Annotated in this window: 12 protein-coding genes; 7 read left to right on the forward strand and 5 right to left on the reverse strand. The window is 61.5% G+C overall.

The annotated features are described in order from the left end of the window. Positions 1–139: 139 nt before the first annotated feature. The 3 genes from EAW56_RS07730 (at position 140) to EAW56_RS07740 (ending at position 7,315) form a co-directional block, all read left to right on the forward strand. Positions 140–2,566 carry a LamG-like jellyroll fold domain-containing protein gene (locus EAW56_RS07730; protein WP_122085989.1) on the forward strand — a complete coding sequence of 809 codons (2,427 nt, stop codon included), beginning with the start codon at positions 140–142 and terminating at the stop codon, positions 2,564–2,566. Between the two features lie 844 nt (positions 2,567–3,410). Continuing rightward, entirely contained in the window at positions 3,411–4,925 is a 1,515-nt protein-coding gene (locus EAW56_RS07735) for a DUF5129 domain-containing protein (protein WP_122085990.1), read from the forward strand. 368 nt (positions 4,926–5,293) lie between these two features. After that, on the forward strand, positions 5,294–7,315 hold the full coding sequence (locus tag EAW56_RS07740; RefSeq protein ID WP_122085992.1) for a hypothetical protein: 2,022 nt from the start codon (positions 5,294–5,296) through the stop codon (positions 7,313–7,315). A gap of 41 nt (positions 7,316–7,356) precedes the next feature. Here the strand turns inward: EAW56_RS07740 and EAW56_RS07745 are convergent, their stop codons facing one another. Further along, a complete protein-coding gene (locus tag EAW56_RS07745) occupies positions 7,357–9,141 on the reverse strand; it encodes an ATP-binding protein (RefSeq protein ID WP_244213386.1) in 1,785 nt (594 codons plus the stop codon). A 228-nt stretch (positions 9,142–9,369) separates the two neighbouring features. Between EAW56_RS07745 and EAW56_RS07750 the strand changes: the two genes are divergently transcribed. Genes EAW56_RS07750 through EAW56_RS13170 form a run of 3 tightly spaced genes read left to right on the forward strand, consistent with a single transcriptional unit; the run spans position 9,370 to position 16,929 of the window. After that, complete coding sequence (locus EAW56_RS07750) at positions 9,370–12,327, forward strand: DEAD/DEAH box helicase (protein WP_122085993.1); 2,958 nt, start codon at positions 9,370–9,372, stop codon at positions 12,325–12,327. 10 nt (positions 12,328–12,337) lie between these two features. Further along, positions 12,338–16,012, forward strand: a complete 3,675-nt coding sequence (locus EAW56_RS07755; RefSeq protein ID WP_341867417.1) for an Eco57I restriction-modification methylase domain-containing protein — start codon at positions 12,338–12,340, stop codon at positions 16,010–16,012. Positions 16,013–16,047: 35 nt separating this feature from the next. Continuing rightward, positions 16,048–16,929 (forward strand): type II restriction endonuclease subunit M, encoded by an 882-nt coding sequence (locus EAW56_RS13170; RefSeq protein ID WP_341867418.1) that lies wholly within the window; start codon positions 16,048–16,050, stop codon positions 16,927–16,929. A 28-nt stretch (positions 16,930–16,957) separates the two neighbouring features. On the opposite strand, the gene EAW56_RS12580 is transcribed toward EAW56_RS13170, so the two are convergent. From EAW56_RS12580 to EAW56_RS12585, 3 genes are all read right to left on the reverse strand, one after another. Beyond that, the gene (locus tag EAW56_RS12580) at positions 16,958–17,551 is read right to left on the reverse strand and encodes a hypothetical protein (RefSeq protein ID WP_147453266.1); all 594 of its coding nucleotides are present in this window, start codon (positions 17,549–17,551) and stop codon (positions 16,958–16,960) included. A gap of 66 nt (positions 17,552–17,617) precedes the next feature. Continuing rightward, the gene (locus EAW56_RS07760; protein ID WP_122085995.1) at positions 17,618–18,688 is read right to left on the reverse strand and encodes an XRE family transcriptional regulator; all 1,071 of its coding nucleotides are present in this window, start codon (positions 18,686–18,688) and stop codon (positions 17,618–17,620) included. Positions 18,689–18,721: 33 nt separating this feature from the next. Continuing rightward, complete coding sequence (locus EAW56_RS12585; protein ID WP_147453267.1) at positions 18,722–19,465, reverse strand: hypothetical protein; 744 nt, start codon at positions 19,463–19,465, stop codon at positions 18,722–18,724. 1,201 nt (positions 19,466–20,666) lie between these two features. Between EAW56_RS12585 and EAW56_RS07765 the strand changes: the two genes are divergently transcribed. Beyond that, positions 20,667–22,133, forward strand: a complete 1,467-nt coding sequence (locus EAW56_RS07765; RefSeq protein ID WP_122085996.1) for an FGGY-family carbohydrate kinase — start codon at positions 20,667–20,669, stop codon at positions 22,131–22,133. Positions 22,134–22,167: 34 nt separating this feature from the next. Here EAW56_RS07765 and EAW56_RS07770 read toward each other — a convergent pair whose 3' ends face one another. Next, a complete protein-coding gene (locus EAW56_RS07770) occupies positions 22,168–26,037 on the reverse strand; it encodes an AAA domain-containing protein (protein WP_122085998.1) in 3,870 nt (1,289 codons plus the stop codon). Positions 26,038–26,129 lie beyond the last annotated feature (92 nt).

Here is a 26,129-nt window from a genome sequence, read left to right on the forward strand (position 1 = left end):
CCCCGCACATTGGACCTCCCTCTCCAACTCCCAGCCTTCACCTCAATTTCACCGTAACGCAACCTGGCAGCGCTACGTTTGAGTGTGGATTTCACCCACCAAAGCAATCCCGTCAGTCACACACCGCAAAGGATCCCCCATGCACACTCACATCGCGGCCGTCACCGCGCTTGCCCTGCTCACCCCGATGACGCAGCTCCCGCTCCCCACTGCGAATGCCGCCGAAGCCGGCGCCGACCTCGCTTCCCGCTTCACCCTCGGCGTGCTTCCGGACACCCAGTTCTACGCCCGCTACGGCGACAAGGACGCCGGCGACATCTTTGGCACCCGCTACGGCTCGAACCCGTTCGACGTGCAGACCGAGTTCCTGGCAAAGCACCACGAGGACCTGAACACCCAGTTCGTGGCGCATCTTGGTGATGTCGTCGACCAGGCCAACGTCCGCAACTCCTGGGACATCAGCTCGGAGGCGATGAAACCGCTGGAGGACGCGCACCTCAACTACTCCATCCTGCCGGGCAACCACGACTACTTCATGTTCGACGGCGAGGACGGTCCGTCCGCGTTCGAGGAGTACTTCCCGGAGGAGCGCGCGAAGCAGAACGCCACCTTCCAGGCCCGCCACCAGTCCACGGGCATCCACGACGGCGGCGACGGCTACGGCTTCCCGGGCCAGAAGACGGATTCCGAGTACCACATCTTCGAGGCCGAGGGACAGCAGTACCTCCTGCTCGCGCTGGGTTTCCGCGCGCCTGACGACACCCTCGACTGGGCCCAGCAGGTCATCGACGAGCACCCGAACCTCCCCGTCATCCTCACCGCTCACGAGATTTCCGGTATCAACGGCGACGGCTCCACCTACTTCACCAAGGAGTACGGCGAGCACCTCTGGGACAAGCTGATCCGCAAGAATGACCAGATCTTCCTCACCATCGCGGGCCACCACCACGGCGCGGGCTACCACGTGGAGAAGAACGACGCCGGCCACGACGTCATCAACATCCTGCAGGACTACCAGATGGCCTACCTGGGCGGCAACGGCCTGATGGGCCAGCTCCAGTTCGACCTGACCAACAATACGCTCGACATGACGGCCTACTCGCCGTGGGTCAAGGACAAGGAGCACGCGAAGCTCACCAGCTTCGACCACCTCCTCCCCGAGGGCGAGGGCGACTCCTACTCCATCGACCTCAACTTCGCCGAGCGCTTCAAGTCCTTCGCCCCCGACTTCACCAAGGGCGATGAGAACGACCCCGACTACGCCGAGCTCCTCCGCACCACCGTCGCCGACGGCTTCCAGCCCTACGAGGTCACCGAGCAGGACAAGCCCCGCAACGACCAGGATTACGTCCACGTCGATGGCACTGCCGTCCACTGGCGCCCCGGCCAGACCACGTTCGAGGGCAAGATGCTTAACGACGCCTCCCCTGCCCCCAAGGGTGCCGTCATCCCCGATGTGGCCAACGGCAACGACATGACCCGCGTCCGCTACCGCGTCGGCGCCCGCGAGGACGCCGTGACCTTCTCGGAAGACACGCACCCCCTCTCCTCGGACCGCGGCTCCCTGCGCTGGAAGGACCCCAAGTTCAAGCACTCCACCGCCTGGTTTGAGACCGCCACCGGCGCCGACATCAACGACATGCAGTTTGAGAACGGCTACACCATGGAGGCCTTCCTCAAGCTCGACGAGGACTGGAACGCCGACAACAACAAGTGGTCCAACGCCCTCATCCGCGACGAGTCCGGCACCGTCGCCCACCCCGACAGCGAGGACGGCGACCCGATCCAGATGCTGGGCGTGTCCAGCCTCCGCGAGCTGCGCTGGTACGCCTGGGGCCAGAACGGCGAGGGCTTCTCCAACTGGACCCACGAGGTCCCGAAGGGCGAGTGGATGCACGTGGCCGTGGTCAATGACCCGAAGGACAAGTCGGTCACCATGTACGTCGACGGCTCCCCCATTCTTCGCGACGGCTACGGCCCCCTCGGCATGGGCGGCGAAGGCGCCCAGTGGCTCCTCGGCACCTCCGCCTGGGAGAACGACAAGGTCGACGGCTGGTTCGGCAACATCGGCGAGGTCCGCATCGTGGACCACCCGATCGGCCCGGACCAGTGGCTGACCGCCCGCGCGGCCGACGCCCCGACCCCGTCGCCCACGACCACGGCTCCTTCGGCGACCACCTCTGCGGCTGCCACCTCTGCGGCTGCCACCTCTGCGGCTGCCACCTCTGCGGCTGCCACCTCTTCGCCGGCGGCACCGGCGGCTACAGAGACCACCACCGTCACCACCACGGTGACCGCCCCGAACACCGAGCCGACCACTGCACCGACGACTGCGCCGACCACTGCGGCCCCGGCCCCGGCGACGGCAACGGCGACTGCAACCGAAACCGTCACGGTCACCGAAACCGCCTCCCCCAGCGAGGGCTCCTCCACCGCCGAGTCCGCCGGCCTCTTCGCGAGCGGCATCCTCATCGGCCTGCTCACGCTGTTTGGCGCCCTGGTCTTCGACCTCGGCGGCGTGATCAACTCGATCGTCGACCAGATCCGCTCCGCCCTCAACATCTAAACGGTCCGTTAAACGCCGGCGAGTCATCTCAACTCGCCGGCGTTTCCGCGTTCCGGTCCCATTTATATTCCGAGTTTGTGCCGCAATACCCGCCCCCTTGGCGTGAATTACGTCACACATCACACGCTCGGCTCAGCTTCTCCTGTCGTTACAATTAGGAATCCCCTTGAGCCGTTTTCGCGCCCTGCTTTATATGCACTATCTATGCAATTTTTGAAACATGCCATCTACCTCGAACTACAACCATGTTGTGCACGTTTGTCCAGGTTATCGGTAGTGCCAGGGAACTTCCCTTGCTGGTGAAGCTCTTTAAGGAATGAGAATTATGCACCGAATCAAATGTTTGAAACGGGTATGCAACGCCCTTCGTGTTTTGTAAGCTAAGGGCCGGAGAATTTCGAAGCAGGGCCCGACGTTTTGAACACGGACGCCGGGCCTTTCTCGTGCCGCCAAAAGCTCCGCCCCACGCGCCCCACGGGCCCCACGCGTGCTGCCCCGGCTATAGATACCGATACTAAGACCCCGATGATGCGCTCTGGGAGCGCGAAAACGGTGTCTTACTATCGGTATCTGCGGGCAAAGGGCGGGAATGTCCTGCCGAGCCGGGCCGTCTCCCTCCAAGCTCCGCCCCACGCGCCCCACGCGTGCTGCCCCGGCAATAGATACCGATACTAAGACCCCGACAATGCGCTCTAGAAGCGCGAAAACGGTGTCTTAGTAACGGTATCTGCGGACAAAGCGCGGGCAGACCACGCCAACACCCGCCAGCACCCCACCAACCCCCCCCCACCAAACCCCCGCCAAACCCCCAGCGCACCGCCCCAATCCGTGTGATAATCCCCGTATGGTGAGCCGAGAGTACGAGTCTGTCCCCGGCGGCAAGTGGTGGCAGCTGCAGGAGACTGCGGAGAGTAAGCGTCGTAACGCGGAGTGGGACGAGGAGCGCAAGTTCAGCCGTCAGTTCAAGGCGAAGGGTGCGCGTCGAGTAGCGCTCTTGGTCGCGGTGGTGATCGGCCTGCTCCCGGCGATCCTCATGTTCACCCTGTGGCGCGCGCCCGAGGCGCCGGACCCGATGGAGACGGTCGCGGAGGCGCCGCCCGCCTTCGTGGACGACCCGGACGACCTGCTCTCCCCGGACGAGGAGCTGCGGCTGCTCGACGGCGCCGATGACCTCCCGCACCCGTCGACGGTGCAGCAGCTGCGCTTCATCGTGTTCGACGATTCGCTGGACAATGTGAACGATTCGGTGGAGAACTTCATGCGCGACACCTACCCGGACGAGATCGGCCACGACACGTTCGCGGACGGCGTCATCCTCGTCGGCGCGGCGATGAAGACGCGCCACCAGTTCATTTTCGCTGGTAAAGACGTCGCTAGCCAGCTCGCGCTCCGCAGCGGCAACCACCTCGACCGCTCGCTCGCGGCGATGAAAGACGGCCTGGCCTCCGGCGACATCCCGCGCGGCCTCCTGGACGGCGCGCGCGTCGCGATGGACCCGGAAGAGGTCGCCAGCCGGAACGACTCCAGCTTCCTCGGCTACCTTACCGCCATCCCCACCGGCTTCGGCTTGTTCGCCGCGGCCCTCGCGGTCGGCTTCGTGCCGGTGAAGCGCATTGAGCGTCGCAAGCAGCGGATCGCCGAGGCCCGCCTCGATCGCCAGAAGCTTATCGACGCCCACTCGTCCCTCGCCCTCCGCCTCTCCGAACTCGACCTGCGCGCCCACTCCCTGTCCTCCCGCTTCGCCAACGGCGAGCTGCGCCAGGAGTGGGAGGAGATCCGCGACCGGTTCCTCGCCATCGACGACGCGGTCGCGCACCTCCCCGTCGACACCGACAGCGACGCTCTGGCCAACTGGGAGCAGCTTCACGACGCCGCCGCCACCGTCAAGGACGTTGAGCAGGCGGAGGAGAACATCAACCTCCTGTTCCGCATGGAGCAGGGCGACGTCAATGTGCGCGCGGAGCGCCTGCGCGCCCTGCGCGCCGACGCCGTCGACGCCGGCAAGAAGGCGAAGGATTCCCACCTGAAGGCGGGGCTGCAGGACATCGTGAACCGTCTCGACGCGATAGCCACAGATCCGGAGAACCCCGCGTTCATGGACGCGTTCGTGCGCCTGCTTGCGGACTACCGCATCCTCATGGACGTCATGCAGAAGCAGCAGTTCACGGCGCGCAAGGGCGTGAAGGATCCGCGCGCGCCGCGCCTGTGGGAACGGGACTACGCGTACCCGGGCGTGTACACCTACGCCACCCTCTCGCTGTGGGACAGCACGACCAACCGCCCGAGCTCCAGCTCCGGCGGGACGAACTCGGGGTTCAGCTCCGGCTTCTCCGGCTCGGGCGGCTCCAGCTCCTTCTAGGGGGTGTCTGGACCGGCGGGGCCGATACTCGCCGAATACGCAACCCCCACCGATCCTCCCTACGGCAACGCAGAACCCCCTCGCACACTCGCGTTCTAAATGGGGGGGTGTTGAACGCTCTTCCGGCTTCGGGGGGGGTGAGCCGTGGGCGAAGGGGCCTGCTCACTGCAGTATGGCACGGATTGCCCAATACGTCTACCCCGGCAGCGCCCTACACGCACCACGCCAGTAAAACTCCAGCTCAGGGCAACGAAATCTGCACTACCCCCACCCGTTTCACCCGGCGCATCCCCCTCGCCTGGCGTACTATGTCAGCGCACAGACAGTCCGCATGCACCTCATCCCCAGCCCCGAAATCCGAAGGCGCCATGACCCGCTCCACGCACGACACGCCCACGCAAAAGCAGCGCGACCAGCACACGTCCTCCCGCCGCGCCGAGGACCTCACGCCCGATGAGGCTAACGACGTCCAGACAAACCTGGCCTACGACTTGCAGGGCGCCAAGTTTGACCTGCCCGCGGACTTCGAGGCCACAAAGGACGAGCTCCCGGAGTGGCGCCTCGCGCACTTCGCGGTGATTGTCCCGCTTCCGGTGGGGGCCTTCGACGGCGCCGATTTCACCCGCTGGGCGCCGGGCCGTTTCCGCGGCATCAAGTCGATCCAGGTCCCCGCGTTCGACGAGGAGCGCGGCACCTACCGCAACCCGGAGACCATGGAGCGGGAGCGGAAGCTGGATCAGCCGGCCTGGAGGTATTCGCCGCGCGTCTTCCACCGCGGCGCGAACGTGCATTTCCGCAGCCCACTCAATGAGTCGATGGGCGCGGACGCGCTGGACGCGAAGGGCGGGGCGTCGGAATTCGCTCCCTCGCGCAATCGCCACGGCATGAGCGTCTCGGCTCGCCGCTTCCTGTTCCAGCCGGACATCACCCCGGAAAACGGCAAGGAGCCGCCAGCGGATCCGCGTCAGGCTCCCGTGGACTCGAGCTTTTCGCTTATCGACGCCACCAATCCCCTCGCCTCCGTCACCCTCACCTGCGCCGAGCTCCTGGACTACCAGGGCCCGGAGCTCAAGTACGCCGATACTGCCAACCAACCCGACACGCCGGACACACCGGACACACTAGACACAGACGCGCGGGAGTTCCGCAACCAGTTCCTGGTGCTCCACGTGGTTGCGGAGCACTGCTCGGGCGACGCGCTCGAGGCGGTGTCGAAGTCGTTGCACCGCCCGCGCAGCAAGGTCAAGGTGGGGCGTCCCGGCGAGGAGCCGCAGAAGACCAACCTCCTCGAGGTGTGCTTCGAGATGGTCAACGAGGTCCTCGGTGGCGCACAGCTGCAGGTCAGCCGCGGCGGCACCGCCTACGTGAAGGGGGATCGCCGGCGCCCGCTGGCAACACGCCCGTACACCACGATCACGGCGATCCCGGCCTGCGACGAGCCCGCGTTGCCCCGCCGCATGCGCAGCTCTCTCCGCGAGGGCTTAGGCACCTGGACGCGCCACGACGCGTGGGCGTGGTTCTTGGCCACACGCGCCGACGATTACAGCCCGGAGCTCACGGCGATGGACCAGGTCTCGCTGGACGAGTCGCGGGTGCAGCAGTTCCAGGACTGGACGGTGCATTCTGATGAGAACGGGCTGGCGGTGGTGCGCCGCTCGCCGATTGAGAACCGCAACAACAACTTCTGGATGCTCACCGGCACCCGCCTCGTCGACCTGGCCATCCTGGTCCGCCGGGCGGACAACTACCTGTCCGTGATGGCGAAGCAGATGCGTCGCATGTCCTTCGGCTCCGAGGAGTTGGAAGCGGTCCGCCGGAAGCCGGAGTGGGACGACGAGGACGTGGAGTTGGCGTCGAAAATCTTGCGCTCCAGCTTGCGCGACTTCGAGGACATTCAGACGGAAGTTGTCATCTTCCGCGACTACCTCTGGTACGAGTCGGTGAGCGGCCGGCCGGTGGATACGGCGGTGCTGCATCACATGCTCAAGGAGACCGGTACGCGCGACGATTTCCACGAGGTCGCGTCCGAGCTGGAGCTGCGCAAGGACATTTACAAGACGCAGGGCGATGCGATCCGCGTGGCGCTGGATAACGTGAAGCGCAGGCGCGCGGAGCAGGCGCAGGATCGCCGCGAGCAGCTCAACATCAACCTGGCGATCGTCGGTACCGCCCTGGCCATCCCGGGCCTGATCGACCTGTGGCCGCGCGACGATTCCTCGTACGGTGCCTTTGTCATCTCGGTGATTCTGGTGCTTACCATCACGGCATTCCTGCTCAGCCCGAAGCTGCGCGGCGTCTTCCGCCCAAACCAGAACTCAAACCAGAACTCAAAGTATAACTCACACGCAAACCATAAAGCAGCAGCTCACGGCGATAAACACCAATCCTGAATGCGACTTTGAGTTATGGTTCGGGGCATGACCCGCGCCAGCTAGCTTGAGCCCGAAGCTGGCCAGTGTGGGAGTGCGTACCGCTGATTTTTCGCGTTCCAGAACTTCTCCGTAAACGTAATCTCACCAATTTTGGCCATTTGTTTGAGCGCCGGAGTCATTTGGCCGTAGCTCATGCCAGTCTGCTCACCAATCTCCCGCTTGCTTAGGGGGTGACCCGCGTTTTCCAGGACGTGCTGAATCAGTTGGATCTTCTCTTCCAGGCGGAGATACTTCCGATTTGGAACCGCGGGATCCGAATCTTCCGGTCGCGTGGTGGCGCTGCCCTCCGCGCGGTTCCGCGCAAGGTCGTCTTCCGCGTCGTGCCGGAAGGAATATACGGTGCCTCCGGCTTGTCCTCGAGTAGTGGCGAGGCCGTACTCCACGAGCTGCTGCAGCTCAGTCCGTGCCCGAGTCGAGTCCATGGGGAACTCCTCGCGGTAAGAAGCGTTGGTGAGCTCTTCGCCGTTGCGCATCCGTATCAGCGCGTGGCGTTGCGCAGTGGAGAACCTCTCCCCGCCTGGTAGGCGCGATGCCCACGCGACGTCGTCTTCGGAGAGCATCGTTGGGGATGTCAAGATCGCCTGGAATTCGATGACGCGGTCCTTGAAGTAGGGGGCGGGCAGGAAGGCGTCGTGAAGCGCCTCGCGTACAGCGGGAATACCTGTTGCGCTTGCCTCAATAACGCGGTTTCCTCTGGATGTCTTCACCGCGGTGCACATGCGGTACAACACGGGATTTCTGGCGCGGGGTCCGGTGTTGCCCAACTCGCGCTCGGTCAGTCCCCACAGCCCACCAGGGTTCACCACGATGAGTTTGTCCAGCTGCTTCACCACCTGGGTGTACGCGAGCAAGCTGGCGGGTGAGAGGTCCCGGTGGACGAGCGCGTTGGCAACAATCTCGCGGATGGCCAAGATCGGAATCTCCGGAACGTCTTTGCCGTGGCCGTCCGAGAACGTGATACTGGTTTGCAGGTGATCGGTCACCCAATCCACTACTGCCTCCAGCAGGTCTGGGACGGGCCCCGTGAATTCTTGCTTATCGCGCATGCGGACCGATTTGGGGTCGGACGGATTGCGTGTGACATGCGCTTTCACCGTGAGCGGCAAGAATTGCTGTGGGTGGACGCCCAGTGCGTAGACCGCTGCAACTGTTGGCTCACCCGTTTCCGGCGCGACGACATTGGTTTTGATGAGCTGTTCTTGCCTGGGCAAACGGGCGAGTCGCTTCGATTGGGAGAGTTCTCGCTCCAGATATTGTTGTAGAAGCTCCGGGTCCAGATCACGTTCTACGCTTGCGCCTTCGACGGGGGTGCGGTCGTGCTTGGGCACGCCCCGCTGCGAGACGAGGAAGAGTTCTTCGTTTGAGTCAAGCTCGTAATCGCCGTCGCCGCTACGGATGTAGGCCGGGCCCCCTCTACCAACTCGAAACGGCTTCCGGTCCGACGGTTGGGGCGGCACGACGCACTGGAGTACCGTTTTGCCTTCGATAGTCGCGGTTTCTATCGCTCCGAGTTGGAGGGGAGGCACGATTTTCTGCCGTGCCTTGTTTGCCAATTGGCTCTCCATGGTTTTGGGGTCAGCAATGCCGGTCACCGGGAAGGTGCCACCGTCCTCGGCCACGCCAAGCAGGATCACCCCGCCCTCCGGCATGTTCCCGAAAGCGGAGAGTGTCTCAGTAATGCTCTCCGGAAGACCGCCGGAGGCATCCTTTGCTTCGATCCGGTAGGTATCGTTGCCAATGTCTCGCAGCTTTTCGACGTATTCGCGAACGGTATTCTGACTCACCTTGCAAAGTATAACTCAAACCAGAACTCAAAGTATAACTCAAACACAAACCATAAAGAAGCAGCGCACGGCGATAAAGACCAATCCTGAATGCGACTTTGAGTTATGGTTTGAGTGCGATTGTTGGAAATCGAACTCAGAGTTCGAGCCCGCTTATCGACGCCCCCGCCACCCCACTCCAACACCACCCACGCAGCGCACGCCTCACAGCCAACTACCATGATCGGCATGACTCCCGCCCCTCCCAAAACCGGCGACCACGCCGACCACCCCGGCCAGCCAACCCCCGCCCCCGTCTTCGCCCCCGGCCTCACGGTCCGGGTCCGCGACGAGCTGTGGCTGATCACCAAGGTCACGCAGGCGGTGGACGGCTTCCTGCTCACGGTGCGCGGCCTGTCGGACTTCGTGCGCGACTCCACCGCCAGCTTCTACACGGCCATCGACTACGTGGAGGTGGTGGACCCGGCGCGGGTCCGCGTCGTCCCGGACGACTCCCCCGGCTACCGCACGTCGCGCCTGTGGCTGGAGACCACGCTGCGCCAGACCCCGGTCCCGCTGTACCAGGACGAGCTGTCGGTGGCGGAGGACATGCTCATGGACCCGTTGGACTACCAGCTCTCGGCGGTGAAGAAAGCGCTGTCGGATGAGAACCTGCGTCCCCGCATCCTCATCGCGGACGCCGTCGGCCTGGGCAAGACGCTGGAGATCGGCATGATCCTGGCCGAGCTGATCCGGCGTGGCCGCGGCGAGCGCATCCTGGTGGTCACGCCGAAGCACATCATGGAGCAGTTCCAGCAGGAGATGTGGACGCGCTTTGCCATCCCGCTGGTGCGCCTGGACTCCGCGGGTATCCAGCAGATCAAGCAGAAGCTGCCGGGCAGCCGCAACCCGTTCACGTACTTCTCCCGCGTCATCGTCTCCCTGGACACGCTCAAGGCAGAAAAGCACCTGATCAACCTGGAGAAGGTGCGCTGGGACGTGGTGGTGATGGATGAGATCCACAACGCCACTAATGCCGGGACGAATAACAACAAGCTGGCCAAGACGCTCGCCCCCACCACGGAGTCGTTGCTGCTCGCCTCCGCAACCCCGCACAACGGCGACCCGGAGTCCTTCAAGGAGATCCTGCGCTTGTTGGACCCCACGGCGGTGCGGCCCAACGGGGAGATTGATAAGGACGCCGTGGACCGCCTGGTCATCCGTCGCCACCGCCACAGCGAGGAGGTGGCCAGCGTGGTGGGCCCGAAGTGGGCGGAGCGCGCGGAGCCGCGCAACATCCCGGTGGAGGCCTCGGCGGAGGAGAACGCGGTGGCGCGCGAGCTCGAGACCACCTGGGTTCACCCGGAAGGGAAAAGCCCCATCCCGGACGCGGTGAACAAGAAGGGCCAGACCTACACGGATCGCCTCTTCCCCTGGACGCTGGTGAAGTCCTTCCTCTCCTCGCCCGCGGCCCTGGACGAGACGATCACCACCCGCCTCAAATCCGTCGCCGCGGACGATACGACTCAGCGCGACGCCCTCGAGCGCCTCCGAGTGCTCAACGCCAAGGTCACGCGCCAGAACTCCAACAAGTACGCCGCCCTGGTCAACTACCTGCAGGAGATCGGCGTGGGCAAGCGCTCCCCCACCCGCGCGGTCATCTTCTCCGAGCGCGTCGCCACCCTGCACTGGCTCAAGGAGCACCTGTCCAAGGACCTCAACCTGGGCAAGGACGCCATCGCGGTCATGCACGGCAGCCTGTCGGACCAGGAGCAGATGCGCCTGGTGGACGAGTTCAAGCGCTCCGACTCCCCGCTCCGCGTCCTGGTGACGGGTGACGTGGCGTCGGAAGGCGTGAACCTGCACACGCTGTGCCATGACCTGGTGCACTATGACATCCCGTGGTCGCTGATCCGCATCCAGCAGCGCAACGGACGCGTCGACCGCTACGGGCAAACCCACCCGCCGCAGATCACGGCCCTCCTCCTCGACACAGAAGGCGCGGGCGTCGGTGAGCTGCACGTGCTGCGCCGCCTCATTGACCGCGAGCACGAGGCCCACGCGGTGCTGGGCGACGTCGCCTCGCTCATGGGCAAGCACACGGTCCGCGGCGAGGAGGACGTGATCCGCAAGGTGCTGCAGGGCAGCGCGGGTTTCGACGACGTGGTCAAGCGCGCCGAGACTGTCGCCGAGGAGGAGCCGCAGGATGAGCAGTCGCTTATCGACGCCCTCCTCGCCCGCCTCAACCGCACCACCCCACCCGCGGCACCACCGGAACCCACCGGCACCGGCGCGCCGACCTCCACGGGGGCGACGAGCCTGTACCCCTCGGAGATCGCGTACCTGCAGGATGCTCTGAACGCCGCCTTCCACAACGCCCCGGAGAAGCCGCTGACCAACAAGGGCGTGGCGTTCGCCCAACACCCCAACGGCGTGGCGGAGCTCGCGCCCCCGGAGGACCTGCGCCGCCGCTTGGACGTGCTGCCGCAGGACTACCTGGCGCAGCGGCGCGTGCGCGAATCCTTCCAGCTGGCCACCACGCGCGAGTTGGGCAACGACCTCCTGCGCCGCGCCCGCACCGGCGACGACGGCTCCACCTGGCCCCGCGCCCACTTCCTCGGGCCGCTGCACCCGGTGACGGACTGGGCCGCGGACCGCGCGCTCGCCTCCCTGTCCGGCGGGCAGATCCCCGCCATCCGCGCCGCTGCAGGCACGCTCGACTTCCCCACCGTCCTGCTCATGGCCACGCTGACCAACAAGCGCGGCCAGGTGGTCTCGCGCGCCTTCGTCACCGTGGCCAACGGGATTTTGCCGCAGACCATCTTGAACCCGGTGGACTGGCTGCACGGCGTGGGGCTCACCGCCGACGCGATCAACACCGGCGACCTGGAGCTGCCGGAGAACGCGCAGCAGCTCATCGCGGACTCGGTGACCGTCGCCCGCGGACAGCTCACCCCGATGATGCAGGCGGCGCGCACGCAGGCCCAGGAGCGGATTGACTACTGGATGCAGCGCGCGGAGAACTGGGAGCACTCCAAACACGACACGCAGACGGCCCTGAGCTCGCGCATCGTGCGCCGCTCCCAGCACCTGCTGCAGCAGGAGAAGCAGCTCATCGCCTCGCTCGCACCGGACCGAGAGCTCATCCGCCCCCTCGTCCTGGTTCTGCCAGCCCTGCCCAACACCCAGTCACCACACACCGCGTAAGGAGACCCCGATGGCGTCCTACGACTCACTCATCAACGTTGATGAATGGATCAGCGACCACTTCTTCACCACCGACGAGACGAAGGGCGAGTCCTTCACCAAGTCGGTCAAGGCGCGCGTGAAGGAGTGGAAGGACCTGGAGAAGGAGACGGGCAGCCTCTCGCCCGCCGAGCGCTTCAAGAAGGCCCGCGGCGAGCTCCAGAACGCCTACGCCACCGCCGATCAGGACGCCGCCCAACACACGCTGCGCCGCGCGCTCGGCTACGGCGCCCCCACCACGCGCACCTACGAGCGCGCGAACCACACCGTGGCGTACCAGGGCTGGGCGGGTGCCGACGACACGCTGATCGTGCTCAACGCCGACTCGATCGAGGACTTGGAGGATATCACCTCCACCACCGTCGTTGGCGGCATCACGCGCAAGGACCGCGAGCCCGAGCCCCTCCCGGTGGCCAAGCTGGTCGGCGAGCTCTTCCTCACCGACGATGCACCGGAGTTCATCGTCGTCCTCGCCGGCGCGTGGGCTGTGCTCGCGCACCGCGAGACCTGGGCGTTGGGCCGCTACCTGGGTGTGAACGTGCAGTTGGTGGTGGAGCGCAACGAGGTAAAGCAAGGCGGCGAGCTGCAGCGCACGGCGGTGATCCTGGCGCGCGAGAACCTGGAGCGCGCCGCCGACGGCACCACCTGGTGGGCCGAGGTCCTCGAAGCAGCGCGCAACCACGCCGTGAAGGTCTCCGAGGATCTTCGCGACGCCGTGCGTGAATCCATCGAGCTCATCGGCAACGACGTGCTCGCTCGCCGCAAGGACCAGGGCCTTCCGCTCGAGGACGTCGACGGCAACGAGCTGGCGCGTCAGTCCCTGCGCTACCTGTACCGCATCCTCTTCCTCCTGTTTGCCGAGGCGTCGCCGGAACTGCAGATCCTGCCCACCGGCGCCGCGGAGTACGTCGACGGCTACGGCCTGGACCGACTGCGCGACTACGCGCTGACTCCCCCGCTTACTGAGCAGGCCCGGCGCGGCACCCACCTCTATGATTCGCTGCAGGTCCTCTTCGACCAGGTCAACCACGGCCACCACCCGGAGCAGACGGAGAACGCGGACGAGGACGCCCAGAACGAGGGCCTGACCTTCCGCAACCTGGAGGCGGACCTGTTCAAGCCGGAGGCCACCTCCCTGCTCAGCGGCACGAAGCTGTCCAACGAGGCGCTCACCCAGGTCCTCCAGCGCCTGCTGCTCTCCAAGGAGAAGGCGGGCCGGGACCGCGGCTTCATCTCCTACGCCACCCTCGGCGTCACCGAACTGGGCCAGGTCTACGAGGGCCTCATGTCCTACCACGGCTTCATCGCACAGGAAGACCTGTACGAGGTCGCGCCGGGCGGCAACGCGTCGAAAGGCTCCTGGGTCCTCCCTGTCGGCCGGGCAAACACCGTACCGCAGGACAGCTTTGTCATGGAGATGCGCGAGCAGCCGGAGGGCGGCTACGCCCCGGCACGCCGCGAGCACAAGCGCGGCTCCTTCGTCTTCCGCCAGTCCAGCCGCGACCGCGAGCGCTCCGCCTCCTTCTACACCCCGGAAGTACTCACCCAGTTCACCGTCGGCCAGGCGCTCGAGGTACTCGAGGAGGAGGGCCGCATCGACACGGCCGAGGACATCCTGAACCTCACCATCTGCGAGCCCGCCATGGGCTCCGGTGCCTTCGCCGTGGAGGCGGTGCGCCAGCTTGCGGAGCGCTACCTCAAGCTGCGCGAGGCGGAGCTGGGCGACCAAGTCCCACCCGAGGACCGCACCCGCGAGCTGCAGAAGGTCAAGGCGCATATTGCCCTGCACCAGGTCTACGGCGTGGACTTGAACCCCACCGCGGTGGAGCTCGCGGAGATCTCCCTGTGGCTGGACACCATGACCGGCGAGCTCACCGCCCCCTGGTTTGGCCTCCACCTGCGCCGCGGCAACTCGCTCATCGGTGCTCTGCGCGCCACCTACGAAACTTCCCAGCTGAAGAAGAAAGCCTGGCTTACGGCAGTGCCGCGCCGGGAGTCCGTGGCCAACCTTGCACAGGCTATCGACGCCGGCCACCGCGACCCCCACGCCGCCGGCCGCATCCACCATTTCTTGCTGCCCTCCCAGACCTGGGGCGCAGCGTATGCCGCGAAGGATCTGAAGAAACTCGCCGGCCAGGAGCAGAAGGCGCTCGCTGCTTGGCGACGCAGCGTGCTCACCAACCCCAGCCCCACCCAAAAGAGGCAACTCACCCGCCTTGCCGCCCGCGTGGAGACCCTGTGGGCCTTCGCCCTGACCCGTATGAAAATCGCGGAGCAGCAGATCCGCCGCGACATCCCCCTGTGGGGCCGCGAGCACGAGCCCACCTCGCGCAATGTCACCCGCGCAGAAATCGAGCGCGACCTTTTGAACAATGAGCAGGGTGCTTACCGACGCCTACGCTTCGCTCTCGATGCGTGGAACGCCCTGACCTTCTGGCCGCTTACCGAGATTTACATCGACGACAACGGCGACGCCCACACGGAATTGCCCTCCTTCGACGAGTACCTCGAAACCCTCGAGGACCTCCTCGGCATCGAGGCCCAAACCCGCGACGAAGCACAAACCGTCATCGCTAACGCGGACACCTGGGAAGAGCTGAACCACCACGAGGACATGAACCTGAGCCTGTCCGGCGCCAAGCCGCTGGACAAGGTCCTGGAGCTCCACCCCTGGCTGCACACCGTGCGCCAGGTTGCCGACGAGCAGGGTTTCTTGCACTGGGACCTGGACTTCGCCGCCGTCTTTGCCCGCGGCGGCTTCGACCTGCAGGTGGGCAACCCGCCGTGGGTGCGACCGGACGTGAGCCTGGACGGCCTCTACGCGGAGATCGACCCTTGGTTCGAGCTCGCCCACAAACCGAAGCAGACCGAAAAGAACGCGCGTAGGGAAGCGCTAAGCGACCACCCGCGAGTCGCCGAGGTTGTGTACAACGGCGTCGGCGATACGGTTGCGACGGCAGGTGTGCTGGGCAACATCCCGAACTTCCCGCACCTGAAGGACCAGAGGCCTGATTTCTACCGCGGCTTTATGGACCGTACTTGGGAGAATATGCGCGAGGATGGTGTAGTCGCACTTATCCATCCGAAGAGTCACCTCACGGAGTCCAAAGCTGTGTCTCTGCGCTACGCCGCGTACCGGCGTCTTCGTCGACTTTGGCACTTCACAAACAAGCTTGGGCTTTTTGATATTGATGCCAACGAAAAGAACTTCGATGTTTCAATCTACAGTGGATCGCAACAACAGATTTCCTTCCAGTTCTGTGGTGGAGCACACCACCCGAGGACGGTTGAAGAATCGTTAGTTCATAACGGCGAAGGGCCAGTGCCTTCGTTCAAAGACGATGATGGGAACTGGGATCTTCGACCCCACCGCGAGCGCATTCAGCGCGTCGACATGTCGGCGCTCAAAACGTGGCACTCCATCCTCGAAGATGATGACGTCGCGGTTGCCGACACCCGCATGGTCTACACCGTCAACACCGAAGCAGCCAAAGTCCTGGCAAAGCTCGCTGATAAACCGCGTATTGGTTCCCTTGGCCTCCACTTCTCTTCCGGATGGAACGAGACGACAGACAAGAAGAAAGGCTACTTCGAGACAGGATGGGCACACCCGGAATCCTGGGACGATGTGATCTTACAGATGTGATCTTACAAGGGCCACACCTCGGAGTCTCGACGCCGATGATCAAACAACCAAACTCGACGCTGAAGAACAACCAGGACTGGTCCGAAGTAGACCTTGAGGCAATGCCGTCAGACTTCATCCCGGCGACTGCGTATCAGCCAGACCGTGACACACAGCCCAGCTACGACGCCGACTACCCAACGTGGGAAATCAAAGGCGAGCATGTTGTTGCTAGAAACTTCTATCGTATTGCTTGGCGAGCAATGGCGGCAACTACTGGTTTTAGAACTCTCTACCCAGTGATAATACCTCCTGGAGCTGCGCATGTGCATGGTATTCACAGCGGCGGCGCGCCCTCCAATGCAACCAACGCAGTACTTGTTGGAGCATCTCTGTCTTCGCTGCTCGTAGATTTTCAGTTGCGGGCTACTGGTCTTGCGAATCTCTATGGGCCCACGATTGACTCACTACCGCTGCCGGAGTTCGGGAAGTGGGAGGAACTGCTTGTGCAGAAGTTCCTTGAACTCAACTGCCTCACTGAGGCCTATGCACCACTTTGGAAGGAGATCACCGGTCAAACGTGGACCTACGACACCCCATTGCGGAATGCCTGGGATCGGCAGCTCGCACAGATAGAGATTGACGCAATCGTGGCGCATTCTCTCGGTATCACCGCTGATGAACTCTGTATGATTTATCGCACTCAGTTTCCCGTTATGCGTCGCTACGACGAAGAGGACCGTTACGACGCGAACGGGCGACTCATTCCGAAGGAGATCCTCAATGCCGATGCGAGGTTGAAGGATGGACAAGAGCTTTCGGAAGCGGACCGCACGTGGGTGCATTCGCAGTCGAAACAAAAATATGTCTTTGCGTACCCATTCCGTAAGTTTGATCGCGAAAAGTACTTACGTCAAGCTTGCGAGAAATACGTGTAGAACTATCGCGGCCGGTGGGTGTATGAGGTTATGGCAACCCGCTGGCTGCTTGAGTGAGCGATTTGATTGCCTCGCCTGCTAATTCTTTTGTTGAATCGCTGACTGCGTCTTCAAGCCCCAAGGCGAATGGTGACAAAATTCCTTTGATGAGGTCGAGAGCCCGGGAGATGCGTGAACGGTCAGGGGAAGACTTGGTGGCCTCTGCCAGGACAAGTTGAGATTCGTTTACCACCGTTTCCGCATCGGACGTGCTTAGATTTAGACTCGGGACGGTCTCAAGAATCCATTGCAGTGTGTTCGCAAGAGTTTCATAACCCGGGGTTACTTCGTGATTCTGGTTCTGATGGAGCCTACCGTCATTTCCAGAATGAAACTGAACCTGAGCACCATCGCCGTGTACGACTGGGCCGTTATAGGTGTTGTTTTGCACTATTCCTAGGGGGAAAGAACTTTGACTTTCTTGTGGCGTGGATGCCGTTGGTTCGTACGCTTCTGTTGCGATTGGGATTTTTAAAGGATTTTGTCTCGCAGCCCGATCCCAATCCTTTTGAAGGGATTTTTGGACATCGCGGGCCCACCTGCGTCGATCGGCCGCCTTTGAGAGATCGTATTTGCGTGGCATGGTGCTCCTCCGGAGGGATGTGGTGTGAGTGCCGTACTCTAATAGGGGTTTTCTTGGGTTTGAGGCTTATTGGAAAGTAGGCTTGGCCATTTTCGGAAAGGGCGTATAGCGCGCTACTTGTTGTAGAACGCGGGTAGGAACACCAGCTTCCCGTGCTATTTGACTCAAATCATATCCTGCGTTGTTTAAGAGAGTCATCGCACTGGGCAACAGCGTAGGGGCTTCCAGGACGACGCGATTTCCAGGTTCGCTGCGGCGCCATCCCCGTTTGGAAAAGGTCATCATGGCGTTTTTATATGATCTATCATCCATCGTGCCTAGGGAATGTGCGCGGTACAGCAACGCCTGCATGCTGATGCCCCATCGTTCCTTCAAGATACGGAGTTGGTTAAGACCGCTTTGATCTAATTTATGCGGTAGGTTTTCGGCAATCAGTTTTGTCGGTGCCAAAAATTCGCCTGCGAAGCGGTTGGCCTCGACCTCGATTGCTTTTTCCCCCACTTGATCGCCGCTATGAAGAACGATGTGTCCCAGTTCGTGTGCAAGATCAAACCTCTGCCTGTAGTAGTCGTTTTTTGAGGGATTTAACACGACCACGGGGTTAGGCTGCGTTATTTTTGAGAAAGCATCAACAGAGTTTGAGCTACCGGGGCCGAAAACGACGAAAATGCCAGCGTTTTCAATCAGTTCGAGGAGGTTAGGTATTGGGTGCAGTCCGAGGCCAAGTGCCTTACGAATTTGCAATGCTACGTCCTCGGGCGATTGGCTGCCGTCCAATGTGAACTCGTCGTAGGACGGAAAGTTAACGTTTTTTTCTAGAGCTCTGATTATCCGCTCTACAACGTCCACGTACGCGTTGCTTTTTGTTCGCTCAGCCACTGTGGTTGAGCGCAGAGACCTGAAGAAAGGGAGATCTGGACTTTTAAAGGTATCGAGAAAACTAAAAAATTCTGGCTCGACCGCGAATCGAAAGGACAATCGAGCAATATTGCTAGGTGATGGGTTTCGAGCGCCGTTTTCCCATCCAGTAATAGTTGCTGGAGTAACGCCGAGCTCATTTGCAAGGCTCGCTTTGGTAATTCCCTCTAATTCGCGCAGAAGGGTTAGCTGAGAAGGTTCAAAAATGTGATTGTGCAATTGGAATGACCTCCTCGGTAAATCTATTGCGTGCTATTTCGATTGTTGGCTTTCGCGTTTAAGCGAAACATTCCTATTGATCCTGTGGGGCTCAACAAGGAGCTCGCTTTCTGGTACAAGTATGGTGGTTGGCTTCCATGGATCCAACTTGGTAAACCAATGCCAGGGGCGACCGCCGAACTTGTTGTCACGGGCGACCCCGATACCAGCTTCGAATGTGGTCCCCGTGTAGCGGTATCCAATAATTAGAAAGTCTCCGGCAGGTAGCAGATCTGGGCCGATACCGAGATGCATTTGATCCCCGGGTTGTCCGTCGAAATCGTACTCAATCTGAGCAATATTGCGTTTCGTTTTTCTGCTTCGTTGGGACCATACCCAGGATTCAAAAGGTTCAGCGGTGAATGACTGAGGCAGCAGAGTGATATCCCCAAACCGCCAAGCTGGTGATTGATTGACGTCCTCTCTTCGCACTACTCCGGGCTTCAGGTTTGGCATCGATTCGATTTCATCTTGGGATAACGATTCAAAGAGTGCGGAGTCATCAATTGGTGACTCGGAGCCGGCCTGGCGCTGGTAGTTTCCTGCGCTGAATGCACGATCCAATCGGTCGCAAACCTGATTGTGTAAAAGATGTCCTCGAATTGTTCGATCATGTCCTGTTGCCGGGTCGTATTGGCTTTCTGTGGCACGCCTAGCCGCTGCGAGTGCCCACTGTATTGATGGAAGCACTGGTCTGAGGTCTTCTTGGGTGCGCGTTTGCTCGGGAAAAACTTTCATGAGCCAACGTTAACACATGCGGAAAAAATCTGTCGATAAGTTAACTAAAGGCCTGAAACTACAGCACAAACACCAACTTCTCGGCCGCTTGGTTTTGGCGCGGTGATCGAAGTAGGAATAGAACACATAGGTCAAGTCTCTTAACGCGGTGTAACGATTGCTGATGGCGCGCCCTGGAAGGTAAAGGACGCGTCGACATTTGCAGTTCATTAGTCAGGTGGTGCTGGTCCATGCGCTATAGTTCCAAGTTTTGACGACATGGAGCGTGAGTGAGTCCCATCTGTTGCGTGGTCGCATCTAGTAACACCGTGGTGAGTATCGAGTAACGCGTTAGTGATCATCCAGTAACAGTCCAGAACAGGATTCAGGTGACGCGCCCCCTCATCGCGCCGACGTTGGCAGAGACTCCCGTTGCGATCGGCTGCCGGACTGCCTCAATTCTTGCGCTGAGAGGCTGGACTGTTCGCCAAATCTGCTCGAGTCACCGGTGTTCGCACTTCACCGTGCAAAATGCCAGTGAAGCTCTTATGGCACAAAACATCAGGCTCCGCGCAAAGGGTTGTGGTGTGGCTGATCGCGAGGGCTCAGTCGTGCGTGGCCACTATTCAACCGCGACCCGGCCCCTCCTTTCGGTCCGGGCCGGCAGTTCCGCTGCTACGTGCTGCTTCGCTAGTTTTGTAGCTCAGCACGTCGAATCGGCTGAGCGGACAGCTAGGAGGACCCATGGTATACGTTTAAGGTGCACTGTCCCGGCTGTTACTCGATACCCACCCGAGGAGGGTGTCAGGAAGTTTGTGTGTGAGGCTCTCATCTAGAAGGAGTTTCACCGAAAATGACTACGGTGTCACCGAAGAAAAACCATGACCCGGCGAGGGTCAACGAAATCGCGGAAAAGGATTGCATTGGGGTAGTGCAGAATCTACTCTTGATACCGTCATCTTCGAGTTGATTTGCCACCGACGCGTTACCGGTACCGAAATCACCGCACTCGGAGCACCAAGTATACGACTCAACGCCAACGCATGAGTGGGACACCATCATCAGATACTTGCATCGTTGCTAACGATTCTGTCGCCTGAGCAGATAGTCTGAACGTCGCGAAAGGCGCCGAAGCAGCGCCCTTGCGTTTCTTGTATTGTTGCCGCAGCCATATCCACACCTGCGATAATGGTCAGAAACCTTCCGATCCAGAGGAGTGAGTATGAGCCAAGAAGCAGTCCTGGGGTTTGACGTCGGTACCTCGAGCTCGAAGGCGGTGCTCGTGGCGTCGGACGGCACCGTCCTGGCCAGCGAGACCTGCGAGCACGCGGTGTCGCGCACCCCGGACGGGATCGTGTCCATGGACGCGCGCATCTGGTTCGAGGAGTACGCCTCCCTGGCCGCAAAGCTGCTGGGCAGCGTCGATGTGCACCTCGCCGGCATCGGAGTCTCCGGCATGGGGCCGTGCGTCGCGCTCACCGATTCCAGCGATGCCCCGGTTGCCCAGGCCGCGCTCTACGGCGTCGATGCGCGCGCGAGGACGGAGATCGAGGAGCTTGCCAAGCGGTTCGGCGCCGACTCGCTGCTTGAGGCCCGCGACTCGTGCCTGACCACCCAGGCGGCCGGGCCTAAGTTCGCGTGGTTCTACCGCCATTTCCCGCAGCTGCGGGAGCGGGAGTCGCGCTTCTATATGCCGGCGAGCTACGTCGTTAAGCAACTGACCGGCGAATACGTGCTCGACCGCCAGTCTGCCAGCCAGTGCACCCCGCTGTATGACCCGCAAACCCGCGAGTGGGACAAGGCGGTGTGGGCCGAAATCGCGCCGAACACGCTCCCGCCGGCACTGCTGTGGAGCAGCGAGATCGCCGGCACTACCCGCGCCGACCTGGGAATTCCCGGCATCGAGGCTGGGGTGCCGGTCATCGCAGGGACTATCGACGCCTGGGCCGAGCAGGAATCAGTCGGCGCAGTCAACGCCGACGAACTGTTCCTGATGTACGGCACCACGCTCTTCCTCGTGGGCAACGCGGACCACCGCGTGCGCCACGCGTCCATGTGGGGGACGACGGGCACGCGCCCGGGCATCTACAACATGGCCGGGGGCCTGGCCACCTCCGGGTCGCTCACGGACTGGATGCGCCAGCTCACCGGCGAGACCGACTACAGCGTGCTGACCAAGGAAGCAGCGGCCGTGCCCGCGGGCTCGGAAAGCCTGCTGGTCCTGCCCTACTTCGAGGGCGAACGCACGCCCATCCAAGACCCGGACGCGCGCGGCGTCATCGCGGGCCTGCGGTTGCACCATACCCGCGGGCACCTGTACCGCGCGGTGCTCGAGGGGACGGCGCTGGCCGTGCGCCACAACATCGAGGTGATGGAGCAGTCCGGCCTGCGCATCGACCACATCGCTTGCGCCGGCGGCGGGCTCACCGCGGACCTGTGGCCGCAAATTGTCACCGACGTGACGGGGCGAGTGCAGACGCGGCGGAAGTACCACATTGGGGCGTCGCTAGGCGATGCCTTCATGGTCGCCCAAACCATCGGGATGGCGGACAGCATTGATGCGTGGAACCCGGTGAGCAAGGAGTTCGTGCCGTCCGCGGACTTCGACTTCGATGCGCTGTATGAGGACTACAAAGCGCTGTACCCGAGCACGTCAGGCGTCATGCACAACCTGGCGGCTCGGGGGTAGGGGGCGGTTGAGCAGCCGACTTTAACCGTCGATGTCAGTACCTTGCCTCTTTGTCCATCACAGACTCATAATGAGGTTGCAGCCTTTCCGCTGTGACCTCAGTAAGTCGCTTTAACCCCAAGAGGCGGAGAGCTTCACGCATCACAGCTTCTCGGTCAGTTGTGCCCACGCGATAAAAAGCTTTCAATACGTGAGCCCGAAGTTCCATCGGGGGAACTTCATGGATACTTCGGGGACCTAGCTCGCGGAGGTTTACCATCTCCTGGTGGGGGAGGCGGAACGTCTTGTCCTTGAACCCCTTGCTGCCAAGCGGGTCATCACTCTCAACTGCTCCGCTATTGCGAAGCATAGAAAGAAGCGGGTTGAGGCGGGAAGATACTTTCTTGGTCACGCGCAGATCTCCGCTTGCCTTCACATAGCGAGAGAACAAATATCCGCCCAGCATGGGCCCCTCGACTTCGAGGATCTGCAGCATCCCAGTCTTCATCTCCTGCGGTGTAGCTGAGTGCACTGGCACAGTCGTCCCGGTGAAGGATTCGTATGGACGAGCTGCACGCATAGGGTCACTCGGGTGACCAATCGGAGCGATGTCGCCCGCCCGGAGTACTACACCGTGGCTGGGGACTGAGGGTGCGCGTGGCGCATCCGCGTCTTGCGGGGTGCCTGAACCGCCGGTGCTGAACCGATTGTTCGACTGCTCCGCGTTGCGGTGACGCTTTGGACTGGGCGAGGATGGCTGGGCATTGAAGCCAAGACGAGGGCGAGTCTGGGTGCGTTCCCGGGTTTCAGGTGCGTCCTCTACCGACTCAGGCTCAGCAGCTGGGGCAGTGATTGTCTCAACGGTGTGCGCAGACAGCTCCTCTGGCTCGACAGGATCCGGATTTTCGGGTTCAGGCTCAGCTTCGATGTCCGCGATGTCGTCTTCGGTGTTGAGCACCTGTGCTGATGTCGTTTCAAGCTCAAGTGGGTCGTCGTCAGCGAAGACGGCATCGATGACCTCTACGTTCTTAGAGGGATCGAAATTGAGTTCCTGATTCGCTGGGTGGATGTCGAGTTCTTCGAGCGCATCCCAAACCTTCTGCATCTGTTCGTCTGGATCAAGGTAGAAGTCAGATTCAAAGAAGCGCACGAACGTCCACCCAAGTCGCTCGAGCTCGCGTTGCCGCTGTTGATCGGCAAGCGCTTGCTGGTCGCCATGCCAAAAATCTCCGTCGCACTCTACAGCGAGGCGGCCCTCTGCTCCGACGACGACCAAGTCAATGAGATAGCCGAATGCTCGGTACTGGGGAATGACCTGGTACCCCCGCTCAACAATGCGGTTATAAACGCGCTGCTCGAAGAGCGAATCGAAAGGTTCAACGCGATCGTCGTTCGGCACAAGCTCGCTCACATTAGACTCTGGCTGGGCTTGAGCGACTTCGTAGGCGTATTGGAGCAGCTTTGCGCGAATGTCTTCCGGGTTGAGCTCCTCGAAGCCCACCGAATGGAAGAGCCACACCTGGTCTTTCGCGCGGCTCACCGCAACATTGTAGCGCTGAAGGAATGTGCTCCTCGTAAGCGCAGGAATCCGAGAGTCCGGGGAAGCCGGCTGGACCATGCTGAGGAAGATCACGTCGCGCTCGGCACCCTGGAATTCTGCAGGACTACCGACCTTGAGATCGCGCTCTTCCCAAATCTCAGGCGGGAGTTTCTCGAGCAAGCGGGCCTGAATGTACGTTGCCTGCCTTGAGTTACTGAGCAGAGAGATGACGCCTAGAGTCTTGCCCGAATAGTTCGGATCTTCGAGGACCTCCAGAACCTTGTTCACCAGCGTGTCTGCTTCTGCCGTGTTGACGCGTCTGGCATCACTTTCTGTTTCGAACGCATTCGGGGTCCGAGTGATCCTGAAAGGAGCGAGGCGCTCAGACTCGATAGCTCGGACCGGCTTAAGCGAAATGTTTTCTGGTTCGTAGATATAGCGGTTTGAGAACTCGATGATTTCCGGCACACAGCGCCGGTGTTCGTCTAAGGTAATGCGCCCGCCGTAACGCATATTTGCTTCGTCGAACAGGGACCGCGATGGGTCAGTCCACGAATCGACCCGCTCAAAATCGCTCAAGTATTGGCGAGCGAGTTTTCGGATTTCATCTTCATTCTCGAAGCTGGTTGGAGACACCTGCTTGTCGTCGCCAATCACGACGATGCGAGGGGCGAGGTACTGCAGGAAGATCGCGTCAAAACTCGACTGGGAGGCCTCGTCCACAATAACGACGTCGAACATGTTCTCTTCGAGATCAAACTGCTCGACGACCTTGTAAATGGGCATGATCCAGACAGGGACCGCGGACTGGCAAGCCTCGAGGTGCTTACGCACATCGCGACGACGTTGGTCAGCATATTTTCCGGTTCCTTTGCCAAGACGCTTTACTGCTTGGCTGTAGGCGACGAGTTTAACCCGCATAAGTTGATCGACGCGTTCATTGTTCACGGCCTTTGCCCACGCGCGCTCAGCTGCAAGCGAGGAAACAGTTTGTGAAATACTCGCGTCGACGGCTTCCACCGCATCCGTAATCGTCTTGAGGTTCGGTTTGAGTCGGCGCGACAAGATTTCACCCATGTGTGCCCAACGGCGAGCGGATTCGGCCGTGCGGACGCGCTCTCGCCAGAGGTCACGATCAGGGTGGTCGACTGCTCTTCTGGCGAGGCTCGCAGACCATTGTGTCGCGTGTCTAGTCAGCGACTCGCGTCTCCGTAACTTGCTCGAGAGCGCTACATTCTCGTGCGCTGCCGCGAGTGCAGCGGAGAAAGCGTTTGTATCGCGAAGCTTCATGGCATCTTCCAGCGGGCACATCCAATGCAGCTCGCCAAGTTCGCTCTTTGATGAGTTGAGCCAATGCAGTGCGGTGTCTACCTTGTGAGATTTTCGGTTCGCCTCGGCGATATGTTGAGAATGCGAGTGCAGAAGTCCCAACCGAGACTTCAGCGGGAGGAGCGATTCTGGGGCGACGTCAAACCCGTATTTCTTGAGCCGATCGACGCGCGACACGATCCGTTCCGCATCATCAAGGGAAGCACTGTATTCGGAGAGCGTGTTTTCCCAGAACAGCAGGATTTCTCTCGGCGAAGAAGTCTTCGGGGGCGTTGAATAACGCCATGTCGTGAGCAGGGGCTCTAAGGCCCACTGAAACTCTACGTAGGCTTGGAAAAAGGCAATGTCGGTTGAGTTCGTGGGTGGTACGCCGTTGACCGAGACGCTTTCAAAAAACGGCATGGCCTCTTTCACGGCGCTATTGGTGAGTAGGCCGATTTTTGGCATGCCGTCGGCTTTCACCTTGATTGACCCGCCACCGTTCAGGAGTGCCTGGAGAGAGCGCGCCACGGGCATAAATCGCTCAACGGGTTCCGTACTGCTTATGTGTTTGAGTGCCGCCAGGCGCTCATCAAAGCTATGCGCGAACGTCAGATCGCTACGAAGCTTTTCCCGCAGCTGGTGTTCTTTGCTCAGTGAGCCGGTTTTTACTGCGTTGTACAAGTCACGAGCCCAAGGGAAGGGCGCGTCTTTGAGCGCGCTCACTTGCTCTTCGAGCTCCTGAATTTGGCGGAGAACGCTTGCTTGAGCATCGGCGGTGAGTGACTGCCAAGCCGACCTTTCGCTTTCAGGTACTGCTGCCTCCGCCTCAAGACGGTCGCGCTCGACGACCTCTTCTGCCATGCGGACGCTATTCAGTTCGTCCAAGGTGGGCAGATCATTGAAGTTAAAAGTATCGCCCTGGGGTGAGACTCTATGAGCTAAGAGCTCCGGGGAGTCGAGGAGCGAGAACCACTCTTCGATCTCTTCGGGGCTGAGGGGGAAGGGCGTGTCTAGTGCATATTCATCAAGGGAGAGAATCGAGGGTGTCAGAAAGTTTGTGTGTGAGGCTCTCATCTAGAAGGAGTTTCACCGATAATGACTACGGTGTCACCGAAGAACAACCATGACCCGGCGAGGGTCAACGAGATCAGCGAGAAGCTGATGGA

Origin of the sequence: Corynebacterium gottingense, assembly GCF_003693265.1 — a bacterium.
GTDB lineage: Bacteria > Actinomycetota > Actinomycetes > Mycobacteriales > Mycobacteriaceae > Corynebacterium > Corynebacterium gottingense.

Excerpts from the sequence above, each read along its gene's own strand:
- EAW56_RS07770 (WP_122085998.1), bottom strand. The coding sequence starts at position 26,037 with ATGAGAGCCTCACACACAAACTTTCTGACACCCTCGATTCTCTCCCTT.
- EAW56_RS13170 (WP_341867418.1), top strand. The coding sequence starts at position 16,048 with ATGATCAAACAACCAAACTCGACGCTGAAGAACAACCAGGACTGGTCC.
- EAW56_RS07730 (WP_122085989.1), top strand. The coding sequence starts at position 140 with ATGCACACTCACATCGCGGCCGTCACCGCGCTTGCCCTGCTCACCCCG.
- EAW56_RS07750 (WP_122085993.1), top strand. The coding sequence starts at position 9,370 with ATGACTCCCGCCCCTCCCAAAACCGGCGACCACGCCGACCACCCCGGC.
- EAW56_RS12585 (WP_147453267.1), bottom strand. The coding sequence starts at position 19,465 with ATGAAAGTTTTTCCCGAGCAAACGCGCACCCAAGAAGACCTCAGACCA.
- EAW56_RS07735 (WP_122085990.1), top strand. The coding sequence starts at position 3,411 with ATGGTGAGCCGAGAGTACGAGTCTGTCCCCGGCGGCAAGTGGTGGCAG.
- EAW56_RS07740 (WP_122085992.1), top strand. The coding sequence starts at position 5,294 with ATGACCCGCTCCACGCACGACACGCCCACGCAAAAGCAGCGCGACCAG.
- EAW56_RS07765 (WP_122085996.1), top strand. The coding sequence starts at position 20,667 with ATGAGCCAAGAAGCAGTCCTGGGGTTTGACGTCGGTACCTCGAGCTCG.
- EAW56_RS07755 (WP_341867417.1), top strand. The coding sequence starts at position 12,338 with ATGGCGTCCTACGACTCACTCATCAACGTTGATGAATGGATCAGCGAC.
- EAW56_RS12580 (WP_147453266.1), bottom strand. The coding sequence starts at position 17,551 with ATGCCACGCAAATACGATCTCTCAAAGGCGGCCGATCGACGCAGGTGG.